At 60.6% G+C, this 21295-nt stretch carries 16 protein-coding genes; 7 read left to right on the top strand and 9 right to left on the bottom strand.

The features are described from left to right. Nucleotides 1-24: 24 nt before the first annotated feature. The 7 genes from AOP6_RS03135 to AOP6_RS03105 form a co-directional block, all read right to left on the bottom strand. The gene (locus AOP6_RS03135; protein WP_155875177.1) at nt 25-2817 is read right to left on the bottom strand and encodes a tetratricopeptide repeat protein; all 2793 of its coding nucleotides are present in this window, start codon (nt 2815-2817) and stop codon (nt 25-27) included. Beyond that, on the bottom strand, nt 2814-3545 hold the full coding sequence (locus tag AOP6_RS03130; RefSeq protein ID WP_155875176.1) for a hypothetical protein: 732 nt from the start codon (nt 3543-3545) through the stop codon (nt 2814-2816). The genes AOP6_RS03135 and AOP6_RS03130 overlap by 4 nt, the downstream gene beginning before the upstream one ends. Next, nucleotides 3520-6258, bottom strand: coding sequence for an endo alpha-1,4 polygalactosaminidase (locus tag AOP6_RS03125; protein ID WP_155875175.1), 2739 nt, complete (start codon nt 6256-6258; stop codon nt 3520-3522). Before AOP6_RS03125 ends, AOP6_RS03130 begins: the two co-directional genes overlap by 26 nt. A gap of 374 nt (nt 6259-6632) precedes the next feature. Next, complete coding sequence (gene gdhA / locus AOP6_RS03120) at nt 6633-7979, bottom strand: NADP-specific glutamate dehydrogenase (RefSeq protein WP_155875174.1); 1347 nt, start codon at nt 7977-7979, stop codon at nt 6633-6635. 308 nt (nt 7980-8287) lie between these two features. Continuing rightward, the gene (gene priA / locus AOP6_RS03115) at nt 8288-10453 is read right to left on the bottom strand and encodes a primosomal protein N' (RefSeq protein ID WP_238480936.1); all 2166 of its coding nucleotides are present in this window, start codon (nt 10451-10453) and stop codon (nt 8288-8290) included. A 47-nt stretch (nt 10454-10500) separates the two neighbouring features. Beyond that, entirely contained in the window at nt 10501-11826 is a 1326-nt protein-coding gene (locus AOP6_RS03110) for a sodium:alanine symporter family protein (RefSeq protein ID WP_155877618.1), read from the bottom strand. Between the two features lie 112 nt (nt 11827-11938). Next, a complete protein-coding gene (locus tag AOP6_RS03105; protein ID WP_155875172.1) occupies nt 11939-13141 on the bottom strand; it encodes an FprA family A-type flavoprotein in 1203 nt (400 codons plus the stop codon). A gap of 190 nt (nt 13142-13331) precedes the next feature. On the opposite strand from AOP6_RS03105, the gene AOP6_RS03100 reads away from it, so the two are divergent. Then, on the top strand, nt 13332-14195 hold the full coding sequence (locus AOP6_RS03100) for a metallophosphoesterase (protein ID WP_213194733.1): 864 nt from the start codon (nt 13332-13334) through the stop codon (nt 14193-14195). Here AOP6_RS03100 and aroF read toward each other — a convergent pair. Then, complete coding sequence (gene aroF / locus AOP6_RS03095; protein ID WP_155875170.1) at nt 14192-15202, bottom strand: 3-deoxy-7-phosphoheptulonate synthase; 1011 nt, start codon at nt 15200-15202, stop codon at nt 14192-14194. The two genes, AOP6_RS03100 and aroF, sit on opposite strands and share 4 nt — an antisense overlap. Before the next feature lie 223 nt (nt 15203-15425). Between aroF and AOP6_RS03090 the strand changes: the two genes are divergently transcribed. The 6 genes from AOP6_RS03090 to AOP6_RS03065 all read left to right on the top strand — a co-directional run bounded on the left by AOP6_RS03090 (nt 15426) and on the right by AOP6_RS03065 (nt 20689). Further along, on the top strand, nt 15426-15749 hold the full coding sequence (locus tag AOP6_RS03090; RefSeq protein WP_155875169.1) for a c-type cytochrome: 324 nt from the start codon (nt 15426-15428) through the stop codon (nt 15747-15749). Between the two features lie 104 nt (nt 15750-15853). Then, complete coding sequence (gene trmB, locus AOP6_RS03085) at nt 15854-16552, top strand: tRNA (guanosine(46)-N7)-methyltransferase TrmB (RefSeq protein ID WP_155875168.1); 699 nt, start codon at nt 15854-15856, stop codon at nt 16550-16552. Next, entirely contained in the window at nt 16545-17780 is a 1236-nt protein-coding gene (gene truD, locus AOP6_RS03080; protein WP_155875167.1) for a tRNA pseudouridine(13) synthase TruD, read from the top strand. Before trmB ends, truD begins: the two co-directional genes overlap by 8 nt. Nucleotides 17781-17829: 49 nt before the next feature. Then, nucleotides 17830-18162 (top strand): DUF4212 domain-containing protein, encoded by a 333-nt coding sequence (locus tag AOP6_RS03075; protein WP_225897339.1) that lies wholly within the window; start codon nt 17830-17832, stop codon nt 18160-18162. Between the two features lie 10 nt (nt 18163-18172). Further along, nucleotides 18173-19696, top strand: coding sequence for a cation acetate symporter (locus tag AOP6_RS03070; RefSeq protein ID WP_155875166.1), 1524 nt, complete (start codon nt 18173-18175; stop codon nt 19694-19696). Nucleotides 19697-19759: 63 nt separating this feature from the next. Continuing rightward, nucleotides 19760-20689 (top strand): sugar phosphate isomerase/epimerase, encoded by a 930-nt coding sequence (locus tag AOP6_RS03065; protein WP_155875165.1) that lies wholly within the window; start codon nt 19760-19762, stop codon nt 20687-20689. Between the two features lie 22 nt (nt 20690-20711). On the opposite strand, the gene AOP6_RS03060 is transcribed toward AOP6_RS03065, so the two are convergent. Next, nucleotides 20712-21164, bottom strand: coding sequence for a universal stress protein (locus AOP6_RS03060; RefSeq protein WP_155875164.1), 453 nt, complete (start codon nt 21162-21164; stop codon nt 20712-20714). Nucleotides 21165-21295: the final 131 nt, after the last annotated feature.

Raw genomic sequence — 21295 nt, 5'->3', positions numbered from 1 at the left:
TTTCCTCCCTATCCTTGCATACCGTTAAAAATACAACCGATAATTCACCATGTACTGCGTTGTCACATCGCTGCGCCCAAAGGAGCCGCTATCCTGCGAGAAAGAAATCTGCAGGGCGTCAAGACCGAACAGGGGGCCTACCGCGCCCAGTTCATAGCGATAGCCCATTCCTGACACGCTGTTCCAGCGGCTATCCGCCGCACCAAAGGCTTTCCAGTCTCTCGTATAGGTCGACTTCCAGTCCTGGCCGAAAAAGAGGCCGGCGCCGAACTGGGCGTAACTTTCAGGTACGAAAAAGCTCCCGGGGTCTGCCCCCGCCGGGACCAGAGCGAGGGTGCGCCCCTGCGGCAGACCGGCGCGGCCGTAGTCGTGGTAGCCGCCGAACAGGCGCAGGCCGAAGTCCGGCCAGGCCACAGCCAGGCGATGGGTCAGCTCCAGGTCCGCGCCCGCCCCTTCCGCCAGGGATCGCCGGGCCTGGTCACGAAGAGCGAGCAGGGTAAAGCGACCTCCCAGGCCGGTGCTCGGCGTCAGCGTCCAGATGGCTTCCAGGACCGCCTCATCCTTCAGGCCGCCGACCCGCAAGGGAACATTTTCTTCTGCCCGCGTCCCGAGGGCCAGGCCCGCATTCAGGGCCAGGCGCGAAGAGAGGGTCTGTTCGACGGAAAAAGCCAGAGTCCAGAAAGCATAGAGCGCGTCGTTCTGGCCGCCGAGAAGAGTCAGCTTCCCCCCGGGATGGCGCCGCGAAGCCCCCAGTCGAAGGCCTGTGGCGACGTCGGGTGTAGAGGCCAGTTTCCCTGCCTCCGCCGCGGGCTGGTCAACATGGGAGGCCTCCACCAGGGCGGTCCAGCGTTCATTGACGCGCGCTGCGGCCGCCAGGCGGTTTTCCACAAAAACGGCGCCATCCTGCTCAAGAACACTCAGCCCGTAGGAGACCTCAGAGCGACGGGCGTCGAACAGATCACGCACCTGGGCATCAAAGAGAGAATCCTGCTCATGCCGCTGGAAATGTTCGAAGGCCAGCGTCTCCGCTTGTGGTGTCTGGCCGAGGCGACGGGCGGCCTCCACGGCAGCCGAAACAGGGAGCCGCGCTGGCGCCTGCGACAGCAGTCTGGCCATGGCCGGGCGATCGTTGTCCTGCAGGGCAAGTTCCATTTCAGCCCAGGCGGGTTTCTCCGTCGAACGGACATAGGCCCGCAGGAACCAGAGCCGCGCCTGATCAGGCCAGCCTCGGGACAGAAGCCATCCCGTCACCAGGTCACGGGAGGCCGCATCGTGGCCCTCGGCAAGGCGACGCACAAACTCGTCATGGGCATCCCCCGGCTTCATCTGCAAACCCAGCTGGGCAATCAAACGGTCATGCTCTTTTTTCTCGCCAGCATTCCAGGGACGTTCTCCTGCGCTGCGCAAGATACGCAGGGCCGTCAACTGGGCATAATAGGCTTCCCTATGGTATCCGGCCTGTTCCAGCAGATCGGCATAGGAAGCCAGCCAGAAGGGGTTGTCGCGCTGGCTCGCCAGCACCGCGCCATAAAAATCGAGGGCTCGCAGGGGTTCGCCCGCCGCCAGATAAACGGCGCCCAGGGTCTCCTGCAAAAGCGGAGAGGCTTCGGCATACACCTCCCACGCATCAGCCAGGCGCGCCGCTTCGCCGATGGCTCCTAACTCGAGCAGGAGCCAGAGATGAGCAGCCATGAGGCCTTCATTGGCGGGCTCTCGGCGCAGGGCTTCCAGACTGTAGCGCCGAGCGCGCTCCATTTCGCCTTGCTGGCGGGCAATCTGGGCTCGGTATTGCCAATAGATGGCCAGTTCTTCGACCGAAGCGCGCTCTTCCGGATGAAGATCCTTGATCAGACGGTCAAGCTGCTCCCATCGACCCAGGGAGATGCCGGTATCCAGAGCCACCAGCAGGAGGTAGGGATGACGGTGCCTCTGCCATCCGGCCAGGGCCGTCTCGTAGCAGGCTTCAGGATTCTCATCCCGCAACAGCTCCGCGAGACGCTGATAATCCTGAAACCGCCCGGCCCCGTTCTCTATCAGTTTTCTCGAAGCTTTGCCAGCCATCTCCCCATGGCCCAATCCCCAGCCAAGGTCACTGACACCTTCCCAGAAGACGTTTTCCCGAAAATCCACATGGGGTGCGGTCCGTTGCAGCAGTTTCCAGGCCTGCTCCGGCTGACCTACCCCTGCCCAAAGACCGGCCCCCCGTAAGGCTTCAGCGGCAGTCAAGGGGCGCAAGGCTGCCAGTTTGTCCAGGACTGCCAGAGCCTCCAGGGGATAGCCGCTATGATCCAGCAGACGGAATTGCTGCTCCAGAACGAGAGTCTCGGGCCAGCGGGCGGCCGGTTTCTGCAGACGGCGAAGGGCTTCTTCCGGCCGGCCGGTTTCCTCGGCCAGACGAATGTACTCCAGCAGGAGGGCAGGATCGTCATTGAGGGCAAGCTGATACCCGACCAGCACCTTGAGACGGGGCAGATCGTTCAGGCTGCGGGCAAGCTGGATGGCACGGGTTGTCGCGGCCTCGCTGCGGGGAGCCAGGGCAGACCAGTAGCGAAGGGCCTTTTCCGGCTCATTGGACCAGTCAGCGGCCTGAGCCGCCCGCCGCAGCCAAATCCGGTGGCCCGGCCGCAAGGCCAGGGCTTTTTCCGCCACCTCGAGGGCATCGGCCGGATTGCCGTTGGCCAGAAAAACCTCGTAGCTCAGGTCATAAAGTTCCTGGTTGTAGGGGGCGCTGATCCGGTCCTCGGCCCGCCCTTCCCCGGGGAAAAGGGTGGAGATGACCAACAGGCCGCCCAGGCTCAGCGCGACGAGCCACCTCATGGATTTCCTCCCTGGGCCGGGATGCCAAGAGCCCGGCGGATATAGACTTGCGCCAGGTCTGGCCGATTGGCGGCCAGGGCAAGCCGGGAGAGGAAAATAAGCGTCTCGCGGTCGCCGGCGAGTGGGCCGATATGCGCATCGGCGGCCGCCAGAGCTTCCATCAGAAGATTTCCCTCCTGTAAAACCCTTATCGCCTTGAAAAACAGGCTGCGCCGCTGCTCCAGGCTGGCGGCGGTGCGCATCTGCTCAAAAGCGCTTTGGGCTCGACGACGATAAGTATCCGGCCCTGTCGGGTCGGTGGTCTCGATGTTTCGTCCCAGCGTCTGCAACCGCTGCCGCCAGGCGTCGGCCTGGTCCAGGGCAAAGAGACGTTCCAGGCTGGCCACGATCAGCTCGGCATAGCGTTCGCGCTCAGCGACAGAGACTTCCCCGATGGCAGCATCCAGCACTCGCAGCGCTTGGCGATACTGTTCCATATCCATATATTGGGTCGCCAGCCGCAGACGAAGGTCATGATCCTGCGGCCGCGTTCGCAGCAGAGCCTGCAGATAAACCCGGGTGGCCGGACCTTTGGTGTTGTCCTGCCGCACCAGATGCAACAGCTCCTGTTCGGGATAGAACAGCGCCAGCACCCCCATGAAAGCGACAGCAATGCCAATAACGGCGAGAAGACGGGAAAACCGCTCCCGCTGCGAAGGATTTTCAAGGGCAGAGAAGTTCAAGAACATGTCTACCCTCCGGCAGTGCAGCGGTATGTAAAGAGCCCTTGTTTGTGGTCGAAAAAATTGGCTGGCCTGGCACTCCCGTCAAGCGGCATTGCTTGGGCGCGACAAACGTCGCGGCAGTCGGCAGGTGGGCCTCAACCTCAAGACGGATGCCCCTGTCGTGACGTTCCCAGGTCAGAATTTCGGCCCCCATCGATTGCAGATACGGAAGGCGCGGCGCAACGGCCGACAGCACCAGAACCGCTTCCCCCCCGGGACCGAGATGGACGTAGCGACTGTCACCATGGTCGGACCACCCCAGGACATTGCGGCTCTGGGCCAGATCCGGATAACCGGCAGCCCGGGGAATGCGCAACTGCCTCAGCTCACCGCTATTGCGAATGAGCCAGCCATCTCCCTGACGAGCCATGACCGTGCGGTTGAAGTCCTGCACTTTGTCCACGTAGGAAGAGGTATAGATGGCGTGGGGACGCTGGTCCAGCGCCCAGCCATAGACATCCTCCAGCGCCTGGCGGGAGGCCTCCTTGGTGACGGAGTAGATATGGTAGTAGATATTGATGGGCTTGAGCCGCCGGGGGATATCGGTGAGCCGGAAGGTTTCGATCACCCGTCGGTAGCCGTAGAAGGGTCCGGTCCACAGATTGGTATAGACGTTCTCGTTCTGGTTGGGGGCAAAGATCTGGTAATAACCGCCCCGGGCCACGCCCAGGGGCGCGACGGAGGTCAGACTGCGGTCGGATTCGGTGATGAGGGTGTTGCCGCCATTGATATTGTCGACACCAGCCGCATAGGCCGCGGCCAGGGCATCGGCGCCCGGCATGCAGTCGCCGGACCACTGCAGGAGCTGGACGTGTTTTCCGGGCGGCAGCAGATTTTCTTCCATAAAGCGGATGGAACCGGCAATTTCCGCATCCAGACTGAAGGAATAGCCGGGAACGGGCAGGTATTTTTCCGAATAGTCTTCTCTGGCGACAGGTGTGTCCTGCCAGTAAAAGGGGTGGGAAAAGGTATGACTGCCTGCCTCGACCCAGGGGAGAGCCAGGGTCCGGCGGGCCTCTTCCTGCCAGAGAGCCACCTCTTCGGTGGCGACACCACGGTCCCCTAAAGTACTGGTAATGACGGAAAAGGTGGTCGGCAGACGGTAGCGCTGCAGGATACGCTCACGCAGCTCTGTGGCCGCCAGCGGGGTTCCCGGTCGTTCCACCCGACTCTCAAAGCCGTCGGCGTCGATATGGGTCAGCAGCAGCCGCAAACCGTTTTCCGTCGTGACATCGGGAGCCGCCACCAGGGGCAGACGAAGGGCCTGCTGAAAAAAGGCAAAGGGATCAATGACCCAGTGAGTACGGTCTCCCACCGTCTCCGTAATGACGAAGGGTTCGAGGGCATAGCCCCCCCAGGACGTGATCGCCACGGCATCCGACAGGGTTCCCATGTCGGATGCCAGGGCCAGGAGAGAACGATCCTGTGAACCGACGCGAATCGGCATGAGGCTTGAAGAGCGGGGGCGGGGCGCTATCTCATAGCCGACCAGCGGATCACGGTACTCTATCCGCACGTCTCCAACAGGGCCGGTCGGCGTCAGGACATCGAGACCGAAGCGGGCCATGGCAGGAACCGGCATGCCAAAGCGGTCGAGAAAAACCACCTTGATCCCTTCCGCCATAATCCGCTCCAGCCAGGAAGCCAGGCCGTGCTTGCTACCGGAACTGTCCGAATTGGGCCAGACTACGACCCCGGCATAACTGCCCGCCAGAATCCCGGACGGCAGAGGATCGCGCAGGTCGTGGAGTTCTACCTGATAGCCCAGATGGTTCAAGGGCATCACCGCGTAACGCTGCAGATTGCTGTAGACCGGATCAGGCCCCTCGCTACCGTCGTAAAGCCCCAGGATACGACGCGGTACTACCTCCACCGCGCCAACCCCCAGAGAGCCCAGATCTTTATCCGTCACCCAGGGAATGAAGCCAAGCTCCTGAATTTTGGCGGCCGTAGCGCGGGCCAGATCCCTCTGGTCTGGGGGCACGTAATCGATGGCGATGACCGGCAGCCCGGCCCGGCTCACCTCATGTAAGCGTTGCAGCAGCCAGACTCGGTCCGTCTCCGCCACTTCACCGTAAATACCCGTCAGGGGATCGAAACGGCGGAAGAGGGATTCGGCGGCCACGGCAAAGGTCACATCCTCGACTTCGTCCAGAATTTCAAAGCCCCGGTTCAGAATGAGCCGCGCATCCGGGTAGCGCTCTTTGATACCGCGAATCAAGGTGACAAGACCAGACTGCATGGTCTTTTGGCCCTTGTCGTCACCCAAAAGCTGGTAGGAATCGAGGGTATCCAGAAAAAAGCCGCGAAAACCCGCCGCCCACAGTGGGTCGATAATTCGCTTGAAGAAAAAGGCCTGAAAAGCGGGATCGGCAACATCAAGAATCTTGGTTTTCCAGGCAGGGTTTTCGGCGAGAAACCAGGAAGGCGCCATCTCGGCAAAATAGGAACGGAAGGGCTCCGCCTCACCCACACTGACGTAGGCAAAAAGCTCACTGTGATCCGACCGATAGTCTGGCGGGGACAAACCGGCCTCGGGATCGATCACGGCGATATCGAAAGCCTGCAGCTCTGCAGCCGGCGGCCTGTCGGCATAGTAAAAGGCCACGGTGAACGAATCCGTAGAGGCCACGGCGACACCAGACCACAAGATCAGAAAAAACAGTATCCGCAACATAGGCAGCCCTGGAAGAAAAACAGTCCGGTCTCACGTGACACAGGCACGGGTCTGTTTTTAGGAAACGGCATTTTTCTCAGTATTATTCAAAAGTCGTGCCGCTTTAGTATTCGTCACCGATTATAGGTTCTTTTGGGCCTCAGTCCAGGCAAATTAAATGAATTCCAGCAGAATACCTCCAAGGTCTAGTCAAAAACGGCGGCAAGGCACGGGAAGCGCGGTCGAATCCGAGACCGGAGCGGATACTTGACACCGTCTCGCCTGGGAACTTAGGCGCCGTTTGTGTGCCATGGCGCACAAACGAACGCGGCGCACCAATAAAAAAGGGCCCGGCAAGCCGGGCCCTCGATGGTGCGTTAAAACAGGTGTACCTCTTAGATGAGACCCATGGCGACCATGGCTTTGGCCACCTTGATAAAGCCGGCAATGTTGGCACCGACCACATAGTTGCCGGGCTCGCCATACTCATCCGCCGTCTCGTAGCAGACCCGATGAATGTTGACCATGATGTCCTCGAGCTTCTTCTCGGTAAACTCGAAGGACCAGGCATCGCGGCTGGCGTTCTGCTGCATTTCCAGAGCGGATGTGGCGACACCGCCAGCGTTGGCCGCCTTGCCGGGGCCGTAGGCAATCTTGGCGTCGAGGAAGACCTTGACCCCTTCCGGAGTTGTAGGCATGTTGGCACCCTCGCCGACGGCGATGCAGCCGTTCTTGACCAGCAGGGCGGCGTCCTTGCCGTTGATCTCGTTCTGGGTGGCGCTGGGCATGGCCACCTGGCAGGGAATCTGCCAGATGTTGCCGCCAGCGACATACTTGGCGTCTTTGTGGTAGTTGGTGTAATCCTTGATGCGGCGACGCTCGACTTCCTTGAGCTGCTTGAGAAGGTCGAGGTCGATGCCGGCTTCGTGGTAGATGTAGCCGTTGGAGTCGGAGCAGGAAACGACCTTGCCACCAAGCTCCGTGATCTTCTCGATGGTGTAGATGGCCACGTTGCCGGAGCCGGAAACGGAGCAGGTTTTGCCATCAAAAGAATCCTTGCGGGCCTTGAGCATTTCGTTCACAAAGAAGGAAGCGCCGTAGCCGGTGGCCTCGGGACGCACAAGGGAACCGCCCCAGTCAAGGCCCTTGCCGGTGAGCACGCTGGACTCGTAGCGGTTGGTGATGCGCTTGTACTGGCCGAACATGTAGCCGATTTCACGACCGCCAACGCCGATGTCACCGGCGGGCACGTCTGTGTACTCACCCAGGTGACGATAGAGTTCGGTCATGAAGCTCTGGCAGAAACGCATGACTTCATCGTCCGACTTGCCCTTGGGATCGAAGTCGGAGCCGCCCTTGCCGCCGCCGATAGGCATGCCGGTCAGGGCGTTCTTGAAGATCTGCTCGAAGCCGAGAAACTTGACGATGCCGAGGTAAACGGAAGGATGGAAGCGCAGACCGCCCTTGTAGGGACCGAGCGCGCTGTTAAACTCGACGCGGAAGCCGCGATTGATGTGAACCTCGCCCTTGTCATCCTGCCAGGGCACCCGGAAGATGATCTGACGCTCGGGCTCACAGATGCGTTCGATGATCTTGTGATGACCGAATTCGGGGTGCTTTACCAGCACGGGACCGAGGGATTCGATGACTTCCCGCACAGCCTGGTGAAACTCGGTCTCGCCGGGGTTGCGCTTGAGTACTTCCTGAAACATGGGCTCTACTTTTTCGTCCAGCTTGGTCATACGGCCTCCTGTATCGAGATATGGGTTTTGTCCGTTCTTCACGGGGAAAGACGATGAATTTCTTCTGGTAACCGGCCAATCTAATCCACGATCCGTGCCACAATGCCTCTTTATTAGAACATTGCTGCCAACATATTAATCACAAAGGGAAAGTTCACCTACCCCAGCCGCAAGCAGATTGCCCCAGCCTTCATCATTGAGTAAAATAACTGCTCGACAATTACTCAGAAACACCCGCTCCTGCCAAATGATTACGCAAGGGAGGGCGCGCATAGAAAATCACAGCATACTCTGTGCTTATTTTTTAATCACAGCATATCGAGAGGATCGACATCAATGGAGAGGAGCACGCCTGCCCCGACCTTTTTCCTCAGATAGGACAGTCGGTGCAAAAGACGGCGCAGAGGCGGACGCTGGGGTGATTTGAGCAGAATCTGAACGCGGGTCTTGCCGCGCAGACGGGAGAGGGGACAGGGAGCGGGGCCGAGGACCTCCACCGGGCCGGCCGTTTCGTCCAGCGCCAGAGCCAGGGCATCAGCTGCGGCCTGGACCTTGTCCGCCTCGTTGCCGGCGAGAACCAGGTTGGCCAGATGGCCGAAGGGAGGATAGCCCAGCTCCTGGCGAAAGCCGATCTCCTGCCCGTAAAATTCGGTATAATCGTGACTGGCGGCACAGGTCAGGGCATAGTGCTCGGGGGAATAAGTCTGAATGAGAACGTGACCCGCTTTCTCCCCCCGCCCCGCCCGCCCTGCCACCTGGGTGAGCAGGGAGAAGGTGCGTTCGGCGCAGCGAAAATCGGGGAAATTGAGGGTGGAATCGGCATTGATGACCCCCACCAGGGTCACACCAGGGAAGTCGAGGCCCTTGGCAACCATCTGGGTGCCGACCAGAATATCGACTTCGCCCGCCTCCATACGGGACACCAGCTGTCCATGGGCCCCCTTGCGGCCCATGGTATCCCGGTCCATGCGGGCAATGCGGGCCTGGGGAAAGAGGCCGCGCAACTCCTCTTCCAGCCGCTCGGTACCCGTCCCCTCGGGCAGGATGGAACCACCCTGACAAGAGGGACAGAGATCGGGGGGCGTCAGGTGATAATCGCAATAGTGGCAGCGCAGCTGGCGGGCGCCCTGGTGATAGGTGAGGGTGATTTCACAGTTGGGGCAGCGGAAGGTGGCACCGCAATCGGCGCAGAGCAGGTAGGGGGAAAACCCGCGGCGGTTCAGCAGCAGCAGAGACTGCTCCCCCTTCTCCAGATTGACTTCGAGGGCACCCGTCAGAGACGGAGAGAGGGCGCCGGTCAGCGCTTCGCCGCGCATGTCCACCAGTTCGACGGCCGGCAGCGAGCGCTCCGAAACCCGTCCCGTCAAACGCAGATACCCCATCTGACCGTCCAGAGCACGGTGGCAGGTGGTGACGGCCGGGGTGGCACTCCCCAGCACAATGGTCGCCTTGCTCATCTGGGTCCGCATGAGAGCGAGATCGCGGGCATTGTAGCGGAACCCCTCCCCCTGCTTATAGCTGGCCTCATGTTCCTCGTCCACCACGATGATGCCGAGGTCGGCCAGAGGGGCGAAGAGGGCCGAGCGCGCGCCGATGACGATAGACACTTCACCGCGAGCAATGGCGCGCCAGGCATCGTAGCGCTCACCGTCGGACAGGCCGCTGTGCAGCACGGCAATCGCCGGACCGCCATCGCGAAAACGGGCCCGAAAGCGGCCGACCAACTGGGGGGTCAGAGCGATTTCCGGCACCAGCACCAGGGCCGTGCGGCCTAGGGCCACGGCCCGGGCGATGGCCCGCAGATAGACTTCCGTCTTGCCGCTGCCGGTGACGCCGTGCAGCAGAAAGGGGGCAAATCCGCCGGCTTCCAAGGCGCCTTCGATTGCACGCAAAGCTTCGGCCTGATCAGGCGAGGGCTCTACCGGCACGTCAGCGGGAACAGGGGCGGCGAAGAAAGGGTCGCGAACCTTCTCCACCTCGTCTTCCCGGACAAAGCCCAACTCGACCAGGCGGGCCAGGGGCGCATAGGGGGCAGGAAAAAGGCCCCGGATGTCCGTCAGGGTGACCCGGCCCTGCCGGCGAACGTAATCGAGAACCTCACGCTGGCGCCCGCCGGCGGGCTGCCCTTCCTGTTCCAGGGGAAAATAGACGCGCTCGCGCAGCACGGCCACATCGGTCCCACGTCCGGACAACCCGGCCGGCAGCGCCGTGCGCACGGCCTCACCCGGGGGATAGAGATAGTATTCTGCCGCCCGCAGATAAAAGGCGGCCAGTTCCTGGCTGAACAGGGGCTCGCGGTCGAGGATTTCGGCCACATCCTTCAGCCCCTCGCTCTCCCCTTCCTTCAGTTCGAGCAGATAGCCGGTGGCCTGCCGCCGCCCCAGCGGCACCCGCACCCGCAAGCCGACCCGGGCTGCGGAGACCAGCGCCTCCGGCACCCGATAGGCGAGAGTCTTATCGAGAGGGGCGGCCACGGCAACGGTGGCAATCAGGCAAGCCGCCCCTTTGTCATCCTTGGTTATCAGAGGTATTTCTCCGGATCGCTAAAGGCCTCACGGGTCACCTTCACCACCACCCCGGAGAGACCGATGAGACCGATAAGGTTGGGGATGGCCATGGCGCCGTTCATGGTGTCGCTGAAATCCCAGACAAAACCGACCTTCTGGACGGCGCCGATAGCGATGACCAGGCAGAAGATGTAACGGTAGGGGGTGCGGGCCTTCATGCCGAAGATATATTCGATGCACTCTTCACCGTAATAGGCCCAGCCGATCATGGTTGAATAGGCGAAGACGGCGATGCCGATAGTGACGATGAGCCCGCCGGGGCCGGGCATGCCGGCGTTGAAGGCCGCCTGAGTCAGGGCACTGGAGGTAGCACCGCTGGTCCACACGCCCGTGGACAGAATGACCAGGGCGGTCATGGAACAGACGATGATGGTGTCGAAAAAGACTCCCGTCATGGCGATGAGCCCCTGACGCACCGGGCTTTTGGTCCTGGCGGCGGCATGGGCGATGGGGGCGCTGCCCAGACCCGCCTCGTTGGAGAAGACACCCCGGGCCACACCGAAGCGGATGGCGGCGGAGACAGCGGCCCCGGCAAAACCTCCCGCCGCCGAGGCGGGGGCAAAGGCATGACTGAAAATGAGGGCGAAGGCGCCGGGAACCTTGTCGGCGTTGAGGATGAGGATGAGCAGGGCACCGGCCACGTAGAAAATCCCCATGATCGGCACCAGCTTTTCCGTCACCTTGCCGATGCGGCGGATACCGCCGATAATGACGATACCGGTCAGCACGGCCAGAACAAGGCCGCTGGCCAGGGGCGAGACCCCCCAGGCGTCTTCAAGAGCCAGGGCCACCGAATTCGACTGCACCATGCTGCCGATACCAAAGGCGGCGATACTGCCGAATAGAGCAAAAATCCAGCCGAGCCATTTAAGACCCAAGCCTTCGGCGATGTAGCGCATGGGACCACCCTGCATGGTGCCGTCGGGCAGATGCTCGCGGTATTTGACGGCCAGCACGGCTTCGGCATACTTGGTGGCCATGCCGAAGATGGCGCAGACCCACATCCAGAAGATGGCGCCGGGACCACCGAGAACGATGGCGGTGGCCACTCCGGCGATGTTACCGGTGCCGATGGTCGCGGACAGAGCGGTGGTCAGCGCCTGAAAAGGGGAAATATCCCCTTCGAGAGCTTCGCTATCAGGCTTTTTGAAAACCAGCCGCAAAGCCCGGGGCAGCTGGCGAAACTGCAGAAACCCGAGACGAAAACTCAGATAGACGCCGGTGCCGACCAGAAAGGCCAGCATCACCGGTCCCCAGACAAATCCATTGACGGTGGACATGATGTGAGAGAGCAAAACGGGTCACCTTTCATTTGTTTAGAGGAATGGACACAGAAACCCCGACGGAGGGGAACCCCCGTCGGGGCAGGGCATGGGCAACATGACGTCAGCCTTAACCGGCCTTGCTTTGATCGACCAGATAGCGCCCGATTTTGCGGCCGAACTCCTGACAGGCCTGTACGTCCGACTCCGTCGGCTTGAAACGGAAATGAATACCCTCTTCAGGCAGCGTGTATTTGAGGCCGGTCAGGCGATCCTCCACCTGCTTCACCGCCTCGCCGCTCCAGCCGTAGGAACCAAACACACCGCCAACCTTGCCCTTCGGCGTCACCGTCGAGAGCAGAGAGAGAGCCTTCCACACCGGCGGCGGCGCATCACGGTTGATGGTCGGCGTGGCCACGAGCAGGGCGTCGGCCTGCTCCAGTTCATCGCGAATTTCGCCCTCCTCCGCCTCATAGAGAGCCAGTTCCACCACCTTGACCCCGAACTCTTCCAGGCCGCGACGTACCGCGGCAGCCATGGTGCGGGTGTTGCCGTGGGGTGAAAGGGTCAGGGTCAGCGCCCGCAGACCCTCATCTGCCGGGGGTGCCGCCATGCGGGCATAGCCGTCGATGGCCTCCCGAGCGCCCTGGCGGCGTAAGGGGCCGTGGGACGGACAGACCAGACGGATGGGCAGGGAGGCCACCTTGCTGACCGCCTCGCGGATCTTCTCCTTGAAGGGACGCATGATGGTGTCGAAATAGAAGCGGTATTCGCCGGAGAAATCCCCAACCTCGTCGTCGTAAAGGCCGTCGCCACAGAAGTGAGCGCCAAAGGCATCGCAACTGAAGAGAATTTCCTCTTCGGGCAGATAGGTGAACATGGTGTCGGGCCAGTGCAGATTCGGAGCGAGAATGAAGCGCAGCGTGCGCCCGCCCAGATCAATCTCGTCCCCCTCGGCCACCACATGGGTCTTGAGAGGAATATCGATGAGCTGCTTGAGAAAATTGTCGGCGGCCCGGGTGCAGTAGATCTCAATCTCGGGATGGCGCCGCACCAGCTCTTCCAGTGCCCCGGTGTGATCGGGCTCGGTATGGTTGACCACCACCAGGTCGATCTTTTCGGTGGCAATGATGCTGGTGAGAATATCGAAATATTCGTCCGAAAATTCTTCCTTTACCGTATCGATCAAGGCGGTTTTGTCCTTGCCCTTGACCAGGTAGGCGTTGTAGGTCGTCCCCTGGCGGGTAGGAAAAAGTTCGTCGAACACCTGCAGGTCAGGATTTTTCACCCCGGTCCAGTAGACGCCCGGGCAGATCTCTCGTCCTTGACTCATGGCCTCTCCTTCCTTGCTGAAATCTGTTGCCTGTCAAAATTAATCCTCGCAGGCTTAAACTATATATCAGGCCGGCGGCAGGGGCAAGGCAGGGTGCCGCTGGTCATCAGCCGGCAAGTGGACTATACTGTGACGTCATCAACGGCTGCTGCCGTCATTCCCGTGGAATCTAAACCGCTGCGGAGAGCGCGTGAAGAGAAAAAGAACACCCCAAAGTTCGTCAAAAGGGCTGTCCCGCCGAAGGTTTTTTCAATGGGCGGCGCTGGGCCTGGGAGGAGTGGCCCTGGGCAACGCTTTTCTGCGCGAGCCAACGGCCCTGCAGGTCGAACGGGTGGAAATCCCCCTGCCCAAGGCACCCGCTGGCAGGCAGGTACGTATCGTCCAGCTCTCCGATACGCACATCCAAGAGTTCCGTCCTTACTCCCGCCGGGTGGCCGAGGCGGCCAACGCCCTGCAGCCGGATATCATCCTGCTCACTGGCGACTACATCGAAGAAAGTCGCAATCTGCCAGGGGCCCTGGCCTTTCTCCGACTCCTTCAGGCTCCTGCCGGGATCTTTGCCGTGCAGGGAAACTGGGAGTACTGGGCCCGCATTGAAGGAGAGCCCCTGCGCCGCCACTTCGAAAAGATCGGCATCACCCTGCTCATCAACCAGCGCCAGGATGTGGAAGCCGGCGGCATGGACCTGTCGTTTTTTGGCCTCGACTATCCTTCGCGAGAGAGTGATTTGATGACCTTGCAGAAACAGGTCGACTCCCGACGGGTAAACCTGCTCCTCTCCCATGTGCCGGCTTTCAATCACGAAGGGCTGGATGGCAGCATCGACCTGATCTGCTGCGGGCATACCCACGGCGGCCAGGTCCGTCTGCCGTTCCTCTCCCCCCTCTACCTCCCCCGCTACACAGGTGGCTTCGTCAGCGGCCTCTACCGCGTCGGCCCCGCCAGCACCCCCCTCTATGTCAATCGGGGCATCGGCACCAGCCTGCTTCCCGTCCGCTTTCTCTGTCGACCGGAAATCACCCTTTTTGACCTGGTCGGCAAGGCCAGGGGCTAGGCGTCGAGGTACTGCTGCAGGCGGCGGATTTCCTCCATCAACTGGCCAAAGCCCGGTCCGTTGAGACTCTGGGCGCCGTCGCACAGGGCTTTTTCCGGCTCTGGATGCACCTCAATCATCAGTCCGTGGGCACCGGCCACCAGCGCGGCCTTGGCCATGACCGGCACCAGCGAGCGTTTTCCCGTGGCATGGCTGGGGTCGACGATGATGGGCAGGTGGCTCATTTCCCTGATGAGGGGGATGACGGAAAGGTCAAGGGTGTTGCGCGTGGCTCTTTCAAAGGTACGGATTCCGCGCTCGCAGAGGATGACCTGATCGTTCCCCTCGGCGACGATATACTCGGCGGCGGCAAGGAATTCTTCCAGGGTGGCGCTCATGCCGCGCTTGAGCAGCACGGGACAGGTGAGCTTGCCGACCTCCTTGAGCAGGTCAAAGTTCTGCATGTTGCGGGCACCGATCTGCAGGACATCGGCATAGCGGCAGACGGGTTCGAGCTGTTCGATGCGCATGACCTCGGTGATGACCGGTAGTCCGGCCGCATCCCCGGCCTGGCGCAGATATTTGAGCCCGTCAACGCCCAGCCCCTGAAAAGAGTGGGGCCCGGTGCGCGGCTTGAAGGCCCCGCCCCGCAGGATATGAGCGCCGGCAGCCTTGACCAGCTGGGCCGCCGCCAGCATCTGTTCTTCGGTCTCGATGGAACAGGGGCCGGCGATCATGACGGGTGGATGCCCGTCACCAATGGCGATGTCGCCAACCCTGACGACCGTGGAGACGGGATGAAAGTCGCGGGAGACCATCTTGTAAGGCTTGCTGACATGGATGGTTTCGCGGACGCCGGGGAGTTCGCGAATGGAAGTGTCGTCCACGTACCCCTGGTTCCCCAGCACGCCGATCGCCGTACGCAAACTGCCCGGAATGGGTTCGGCCCGCAGCCCCATCGCCTCGATGGCTTTTTTAACGGCGGCTATCTGTTGGTCCGTGGCACTGTGGTCCATGACGATAAGCATAATCCAACCTCCTTGGCAAAACGCCTTGTTTCCCTGGGACGGCTTTCCGTCAGGAAGGCGGAAACCGGGGCGGCGATGGGCCTAGATTAGCTACCTCCCAGGAAGAATTCAACTTTTTTGTCAGTGCGTCAGCTAAAGCTTTGTTGCAAATCGTACGTCGTCGAGTATCCTGACCAGATCACCGCCGTTTTTACAGGGCTCCATTCCCCGGAGAGGAATCACAATGAAAAACATCACCCCCATAATGCCCGGGTTCGCCCTTTTGGCGGGACTGCTCCTGCTACCCTGCCAGGCGGGGGCTGACGAGGGCATCGCCCGCCGACTTATCAATGCCCAGGGCTGCAAGGGCTGTCATAGTCTGGAAGGGAGCGGCGGCAACAGGGGACCCGCCCTCGATGCGGTAGGCAGACGCCTTGACGCCAGCCAGATCGAGAGACAACTCCTCAACCCCAAAGCAAACAACCCCGACTCCATCATGCCGAGCATGACGCATCTCTCGGCGGACGATCTCAGAGCCCTGGTCGCCTTCCTGTCCAGCCGGAAATAATGGTCAGACCCGGCCAGGAAGATTTGGATGGCCGCCATCATTGAAAAATGTGGCGGCCTGTGTTAGTTTTCTGCGTCAAAACAAGGTAGTCAGAAAGGCAACATATGACGCAGCGCGTAATCGAGATCACCTCCCCGTCCTTTCTCACTGAGCCGATGCTCGCGGCAGCGGAGGACATCTCTTCTTTTTTCCACAACGACCACCCCCTTTGCCTGGAAATCGGCTGTGGCATCGGCGATTTCATCACCCAGCTGGCCGCCCGCCACCCTGAGCGCAACTACCTGGCTATCGATATCTACAACAAGGGCTGCTACAAAACCTGTAAAAAAGTTGACCAGGCCGGCCTTAAGAACGTGCGCGTCATGCGGGCCGAGGCCCGCTACCTGTTGGCCAACTTCATGCGCAAAGAGAGTCTGGAGGCCATCTACATCAACTGCCCCGATCCCTGGCCCAAAAAGCGCCATCGTTCGCGGCGACTGCTAAGCGAAGCCTTTCTGCAGATGGCTCTACTCTATCTCCGCCCCGGCGGGGAACTGAACTTTGCCACCGACTTTCAGGATTATGCCGAGGATGTCGCCACGACCATCGCCGCGATGGACGGCTACGCCAACGGCCAGGACGAACCTCTGAGCACGGCGCGACCCGACTATCCCGTCTCCAAATACATGCGCCGCTTTCTTGAACAGGGACTTCCCATCTACTTTGTGCATTACTTCAAACGGCACGATTGCACCATCACCGACCAGGATGTGCGCCTGGCGCAGGGATTTCGCCTGAGCTGGGAGCAGGTGGAGAATGGCTAGATATCTCAGCGCCTCCCTGGAAGGGACGGGAGGGCAGATCAAGGAGAGCCCCGAGGACTTCCTGGTGGAGGAGATCCCCCTCTATCTTCCCTGCGGCGAGGGCGAGCACCTGTACGTTGAAGTGGAAAAGACCGGTTTGACCACCTTTGATCTGATCCAGAAGATCGCCGGTGCCCTGAAGATACGCAGTCGTGATGTCGGTTACGCCGGCCTCAAAGACGCCCGGGCCACCACACGGCAGCGGTTGTCTCTGCAAGGAGTGACGCCGGCCCAGGTCGAAAGCCTGCAATTGCCGGGCATACGGATCCTGTCCTGCGCCTGGCACCGCAACAAACTGCGCCTGGGACATCTGGCGGGGAACCGCTTCACCATTCGTGTCCGCGCGGTCAAGCCGGGAGCGCTGGAGAAGGCCGAAGACATCCTGCACGTGCTCAAGACGGTCGGCGTCCCCAACCGCTTCGGCCAACAACGCTACGGCGTGCTGGGCAATTCGCACCTTATCGGCCGCGCGCTGCTGCGCAAGGACTACGAACTGGCCTGCCGATTGATCATCGGTGATCCGCAGAGCATCACCCAGGAACGCTGGCGCGAGGCGGCGGAACGCTTTGGGCGGGGCGACCTCGACGGTACCCTGACCGCGTTGCCGGCCCGCTTCCGTGATGAGCGCAACCTGGTGACCACATTGCTGAAGGGAGGCGCCGCCAGAGAAGCGGTGTTCACGATGCCCCGCAACCGCCTGCGCCTCTATCTGTCGGCTTACCAGTCCAGCCTCTTCGATCGCCTGGTCGATATGCGCCTCGACACCCTCGACACGCTCTGGGCCGGGGATTACGCCTGCAAACACGAAAACGGGGCCTGTTTTATTGTGGAGGACCCCGCTAAAGAACAGCCACGCGCAGACAACCTGGAGATCAGCCCCTCCGCCCCCCTCTACGGCTACAAGGTCTCCCTGGCCCGGGGACAGGCCGGCATCCTGGAGGAAGGCCTGTTGGTCAAGGAGAAGCTTTCCCTGCAGGACTTCCGTCTGTCGGAAGGTCTGGGCATGGAAGGGGAAAGGCGCCCCCTGCGTGTCCCCCTCGGGGAATACCAGGTCGGCGTGGAAGACCAGGATCTGCGGCTGTCCTTCAGCCTTCCCCGCGGCAGTTATGCGACCAGCGTTTTAGCCGAAGTCATGAAATCCGCGGAAGAGCAAACAGGGCCGATCTCAGCACGCCCAACGGAATATTGAAGCAGGCTTGTCGTTGGCCTCCGGGCCACAATCGATAAAGGAGGAAACGGTGACACAGGATCCGAGTTCACAAGGACAGTCCAGCAGCCAGGGCAGGGTCAACTTTTTCCGTCCCCTCCCCGGCTTCATGCGCAAGAAGGTGCATTATATCTGGATACTTTTGGCCAGCTGGGCTGTATTTACCTTCGGCTTTCAATTCATTCTTGTACTCCTGCAGGAAGGTCCGGCCGGCTGCAGCCAGCTGACGACGACACGCTTTCTCGGATTCCCCTTTCATTACTGGTTTTCCGGTCAGTTTCTCATCCTCTGGTTCATTCTGCTCTGCCTGCTCTACAACCTCTTCGTTGACAAACTGACCAACGAGTACCGGAAGCGCAAATAAAGGAGGCACCATGCTCGCTGAACACCTGAAACTGGCGCCGGCGCTGCTTCTTTTCGCCGTTCTGGCTCTCTTCATTATCGTCGGGCTGGCCAGCCGGACCGCCAAGGGCGAATACTATCTGGTCTCCGGTCGTTCCGTCGGTAGCGTCGGCATCGGAGCCGCCATTGCCTCCAACTGGATGAGCGCCGCCTCCATACTCGGCATCGCCGGCATCTTCTACCTGCAGGGCTATTTCGCCTTTGCTTACGTTATCGGCTGGACCGGCGGCTACGTCCTTCTGCTCATCCTCATGGGCGGCCAGATTCGGCGCTTCGGCAAATATACCGCGCCGGAATTCGTGGAAGCCCGCTACGAATCACCCATTGCGCGTGTACTGTCGGCCAGTATCGCCATCCTCATCTCCCTGGTCTATTGCGTGGCTCAGTACAAGGGGGTGGGACTGGTCTTTTCCTGGATTTTCGGACTGGATTACATCCCCAGCCTCCTCTTTGGCACCGCGGTGGTGATCTCCTACCTGGTTCTGTCCGGCACCCTCGGCGCCCTGCGCAACCAACGTTTTCACTACACCGTGCTTATTCTCTGCTTCATCCTCCCACTGGTGCTGGTAGCCCGCAAAATGGGTTTTTTCTGGCTGGTTCCCCAGGTCGGCTATGGTGAAGCCCTGCAGGAAATCGCCTTTCATGCCGACAACGCCGGTACGGCGCCCTGGCTGCATGGCACCCCCTACCAGTGGATCGCCCTCTGCTTCACTCTCATGGTCGGTACCGCCGGCCTCCCCCACGTGCTGTCCCGCTTCTATACCGTTCCCAATATCCGGGATGCACGCTGGAGCGTCATGTGGGGGCTGGTCTTTATCGGGCTGCTCTACTGGAGCGCCCCCGCCTACGCCACCTTCGCCAAACTCTGGGAACTGCGTCATGGACTGGTCACCGATCCGGCCACCGCCAAGGCCATCGCTGACATCATCGTCATCAAGGCGGCCGAGTGGGCCGGCCTGCCGGTCTGGATCACCGGTATTGTGGCTCTGGCGGCCATTCTCGCCGCTTTCTCCACCATTACCGGCCTGCTGATCACCGGCGCCGGCGCCTTTTCTTACGACATCTACTACCAGCTCATCAACCCCAGGGCTACCGAGCGCCAGCGCATGATAGTCGCCAAAATCACCACCCTGGTTTTAGCCATGCTGGTCCTGATCGTCGCCGCCAACCCTCCCGGGCTCATCGCCGAAATCACCGCGGTGGCCTTCGCCCTGGCCGGCAATACCCTCTTCCCCATCTTTCTGCTGGGCATCTGGTGGGACCGCACCAACAAACAGGGAGCCATTGCCGGCATGCTTTTGGGGCTGGTTGTTACTTTCATCCCTCTGCTTCTCGGCCCCTGGTTGCCCTGGCTGACCGCCATTCTGCCACCGACCGGTTCGGCCCTGATCGGAGCGCCGCTGGTCATTCTCGTCACGATTGGCGTCTCGCTGCTCACACCGCCGCCACCTGACCGCATCCGCCGTTTCCTTCTGGAAAAGGTGCATACCCCCTGAGGCATGGACGCCTGCAAAGAGGCCTCCAGAAATGTGGCACTTTAATTATCCTGCGAGTCAGCCATGAAGCTCATACTTTCAGCGGGCAGCCTCTATACCCTGCCCCTTCCAAAGGTTTTTGAAATCGCCCGGGATACAGGCTTTGATGGCATGGAAGTGATCATCAGCTATGACTTCCAGTACCAGGACAGCCTCGCTCTCATCCGGGATCTGCAGCAGATCCTTCCGGTGGCCTCGCTCCATGCGCCCTTTTTCGACCTGGACGGCTGGGGGAACAAAATTGATCAGCTTTTCCGCACCACCACCCTCGCCATGGAGGCGGGCATTCCTCTGATCAATTTCCACCCTCCTTCCTGGATGGGGCTGGAATTCAAATTCTGGCGCTGGCTCAACAAGGTCAAGGATTTCCAGGAAGAGATCGGCCAGCATCAGGTGATTATCACCATGGAAAACATGCCCTGTACCGGCGCCTTCAAAACCAACCCCTACATTCTCGGGCAGACGGAAAAAATGATCCGCTTCATGCAGGAGAAAAACCTCTATTTGACCTTCGATACCGCCCACATGGGATCGTCAAAGGCCAACTTCCTGCACGACTTCCACCTCTTTTACGATTCCGGCAAAATGCGCAACATCCACTTCTCCGACTATGGTTATGGCCGCGAGCATCTTCTCCCCGGTCATGGCGTCCTCCCGCTGACCCGCTTCCTGAATCACCTGCGGCAGACCGCCTATAACGATGCCCTCACCCTGGAACTCTCTCCCCACGAATTCCCCGAGGAAGAAGTCCTTATCCGCGAAAGCATGGCCCAAATCTACGAATACCTCTGCAAGGAGACCCGCTTCAACCCGCCAGACGGATCCTATTGCCCGCTGGCGGAGCGTAGGCGCCAAAACGACATGGCGCTCGGCGCGGAAAAGGAGAAAAATGATTGGGCAGGAGGGGACAGACGTGCAGACGGACAGCCGATGAGACAGGGAGATGGGGAGTAGGAAAAAGTTTCGGGGAGCGAGCCTATCTCACAATATAGACGGAGCAGCGGGCGTGCATGGCGACCTTGGTGGAGACGCTGCCCATCAGCGTACGCTTGACCCGCCCCGAACCGGACGAACCGATGACGATGACATCGACCTCCTGCTGGTCGGCATATGACAGAATCTCCTCGGCGGCATCACCATAAACCACTTCACTGGTCAAAGGAATATCCGCCTCGGCCGCCGCTTTTTCCACCACATAGAAAATACGCTGGCGTTTCTCCTCCCAGTCAGGGCGCTCTGTCGCGGGCAGAGAGGGGAAAAAATCCGTAAAAGAAGGGTTTCGCATGCCGGGGAGCGCCAGGATGGCATATACTTTGCTTTTAAAGCGGGAACCTGAAGCCATGGCCAGACGCACGGCCTCTTCGGCCGCCTTGTCCGACTGAGGCGAACCATCAATAGCGACAAGTATTTTTTTGCTGAGATTCAACATGACCACCTCCACGTCAAGGGCCTGTCAAATCTAGCCGAATGGCCAGAGACTGTCAACAGAAAGGCCGCATGCTTCCGATCTGGTGACAAGCAATGAGTACGGGAACATTGACTTACCTAAAACAACATTCT

It is taken from the genome of Desulfuromonas sp. AOP6, from assembly GCF_009731355.2.
Classification (GTDB): domain Bacteria; phylum Desulfobacterota; class Desulfuromonadia; order Desulfuromonadales; family SZUA-540; genus SZUA-540.
Note: the sequence above shows the minus strand (reverse complement) of the source record. Positions and strands in the feature narration are given on the sequence as shown.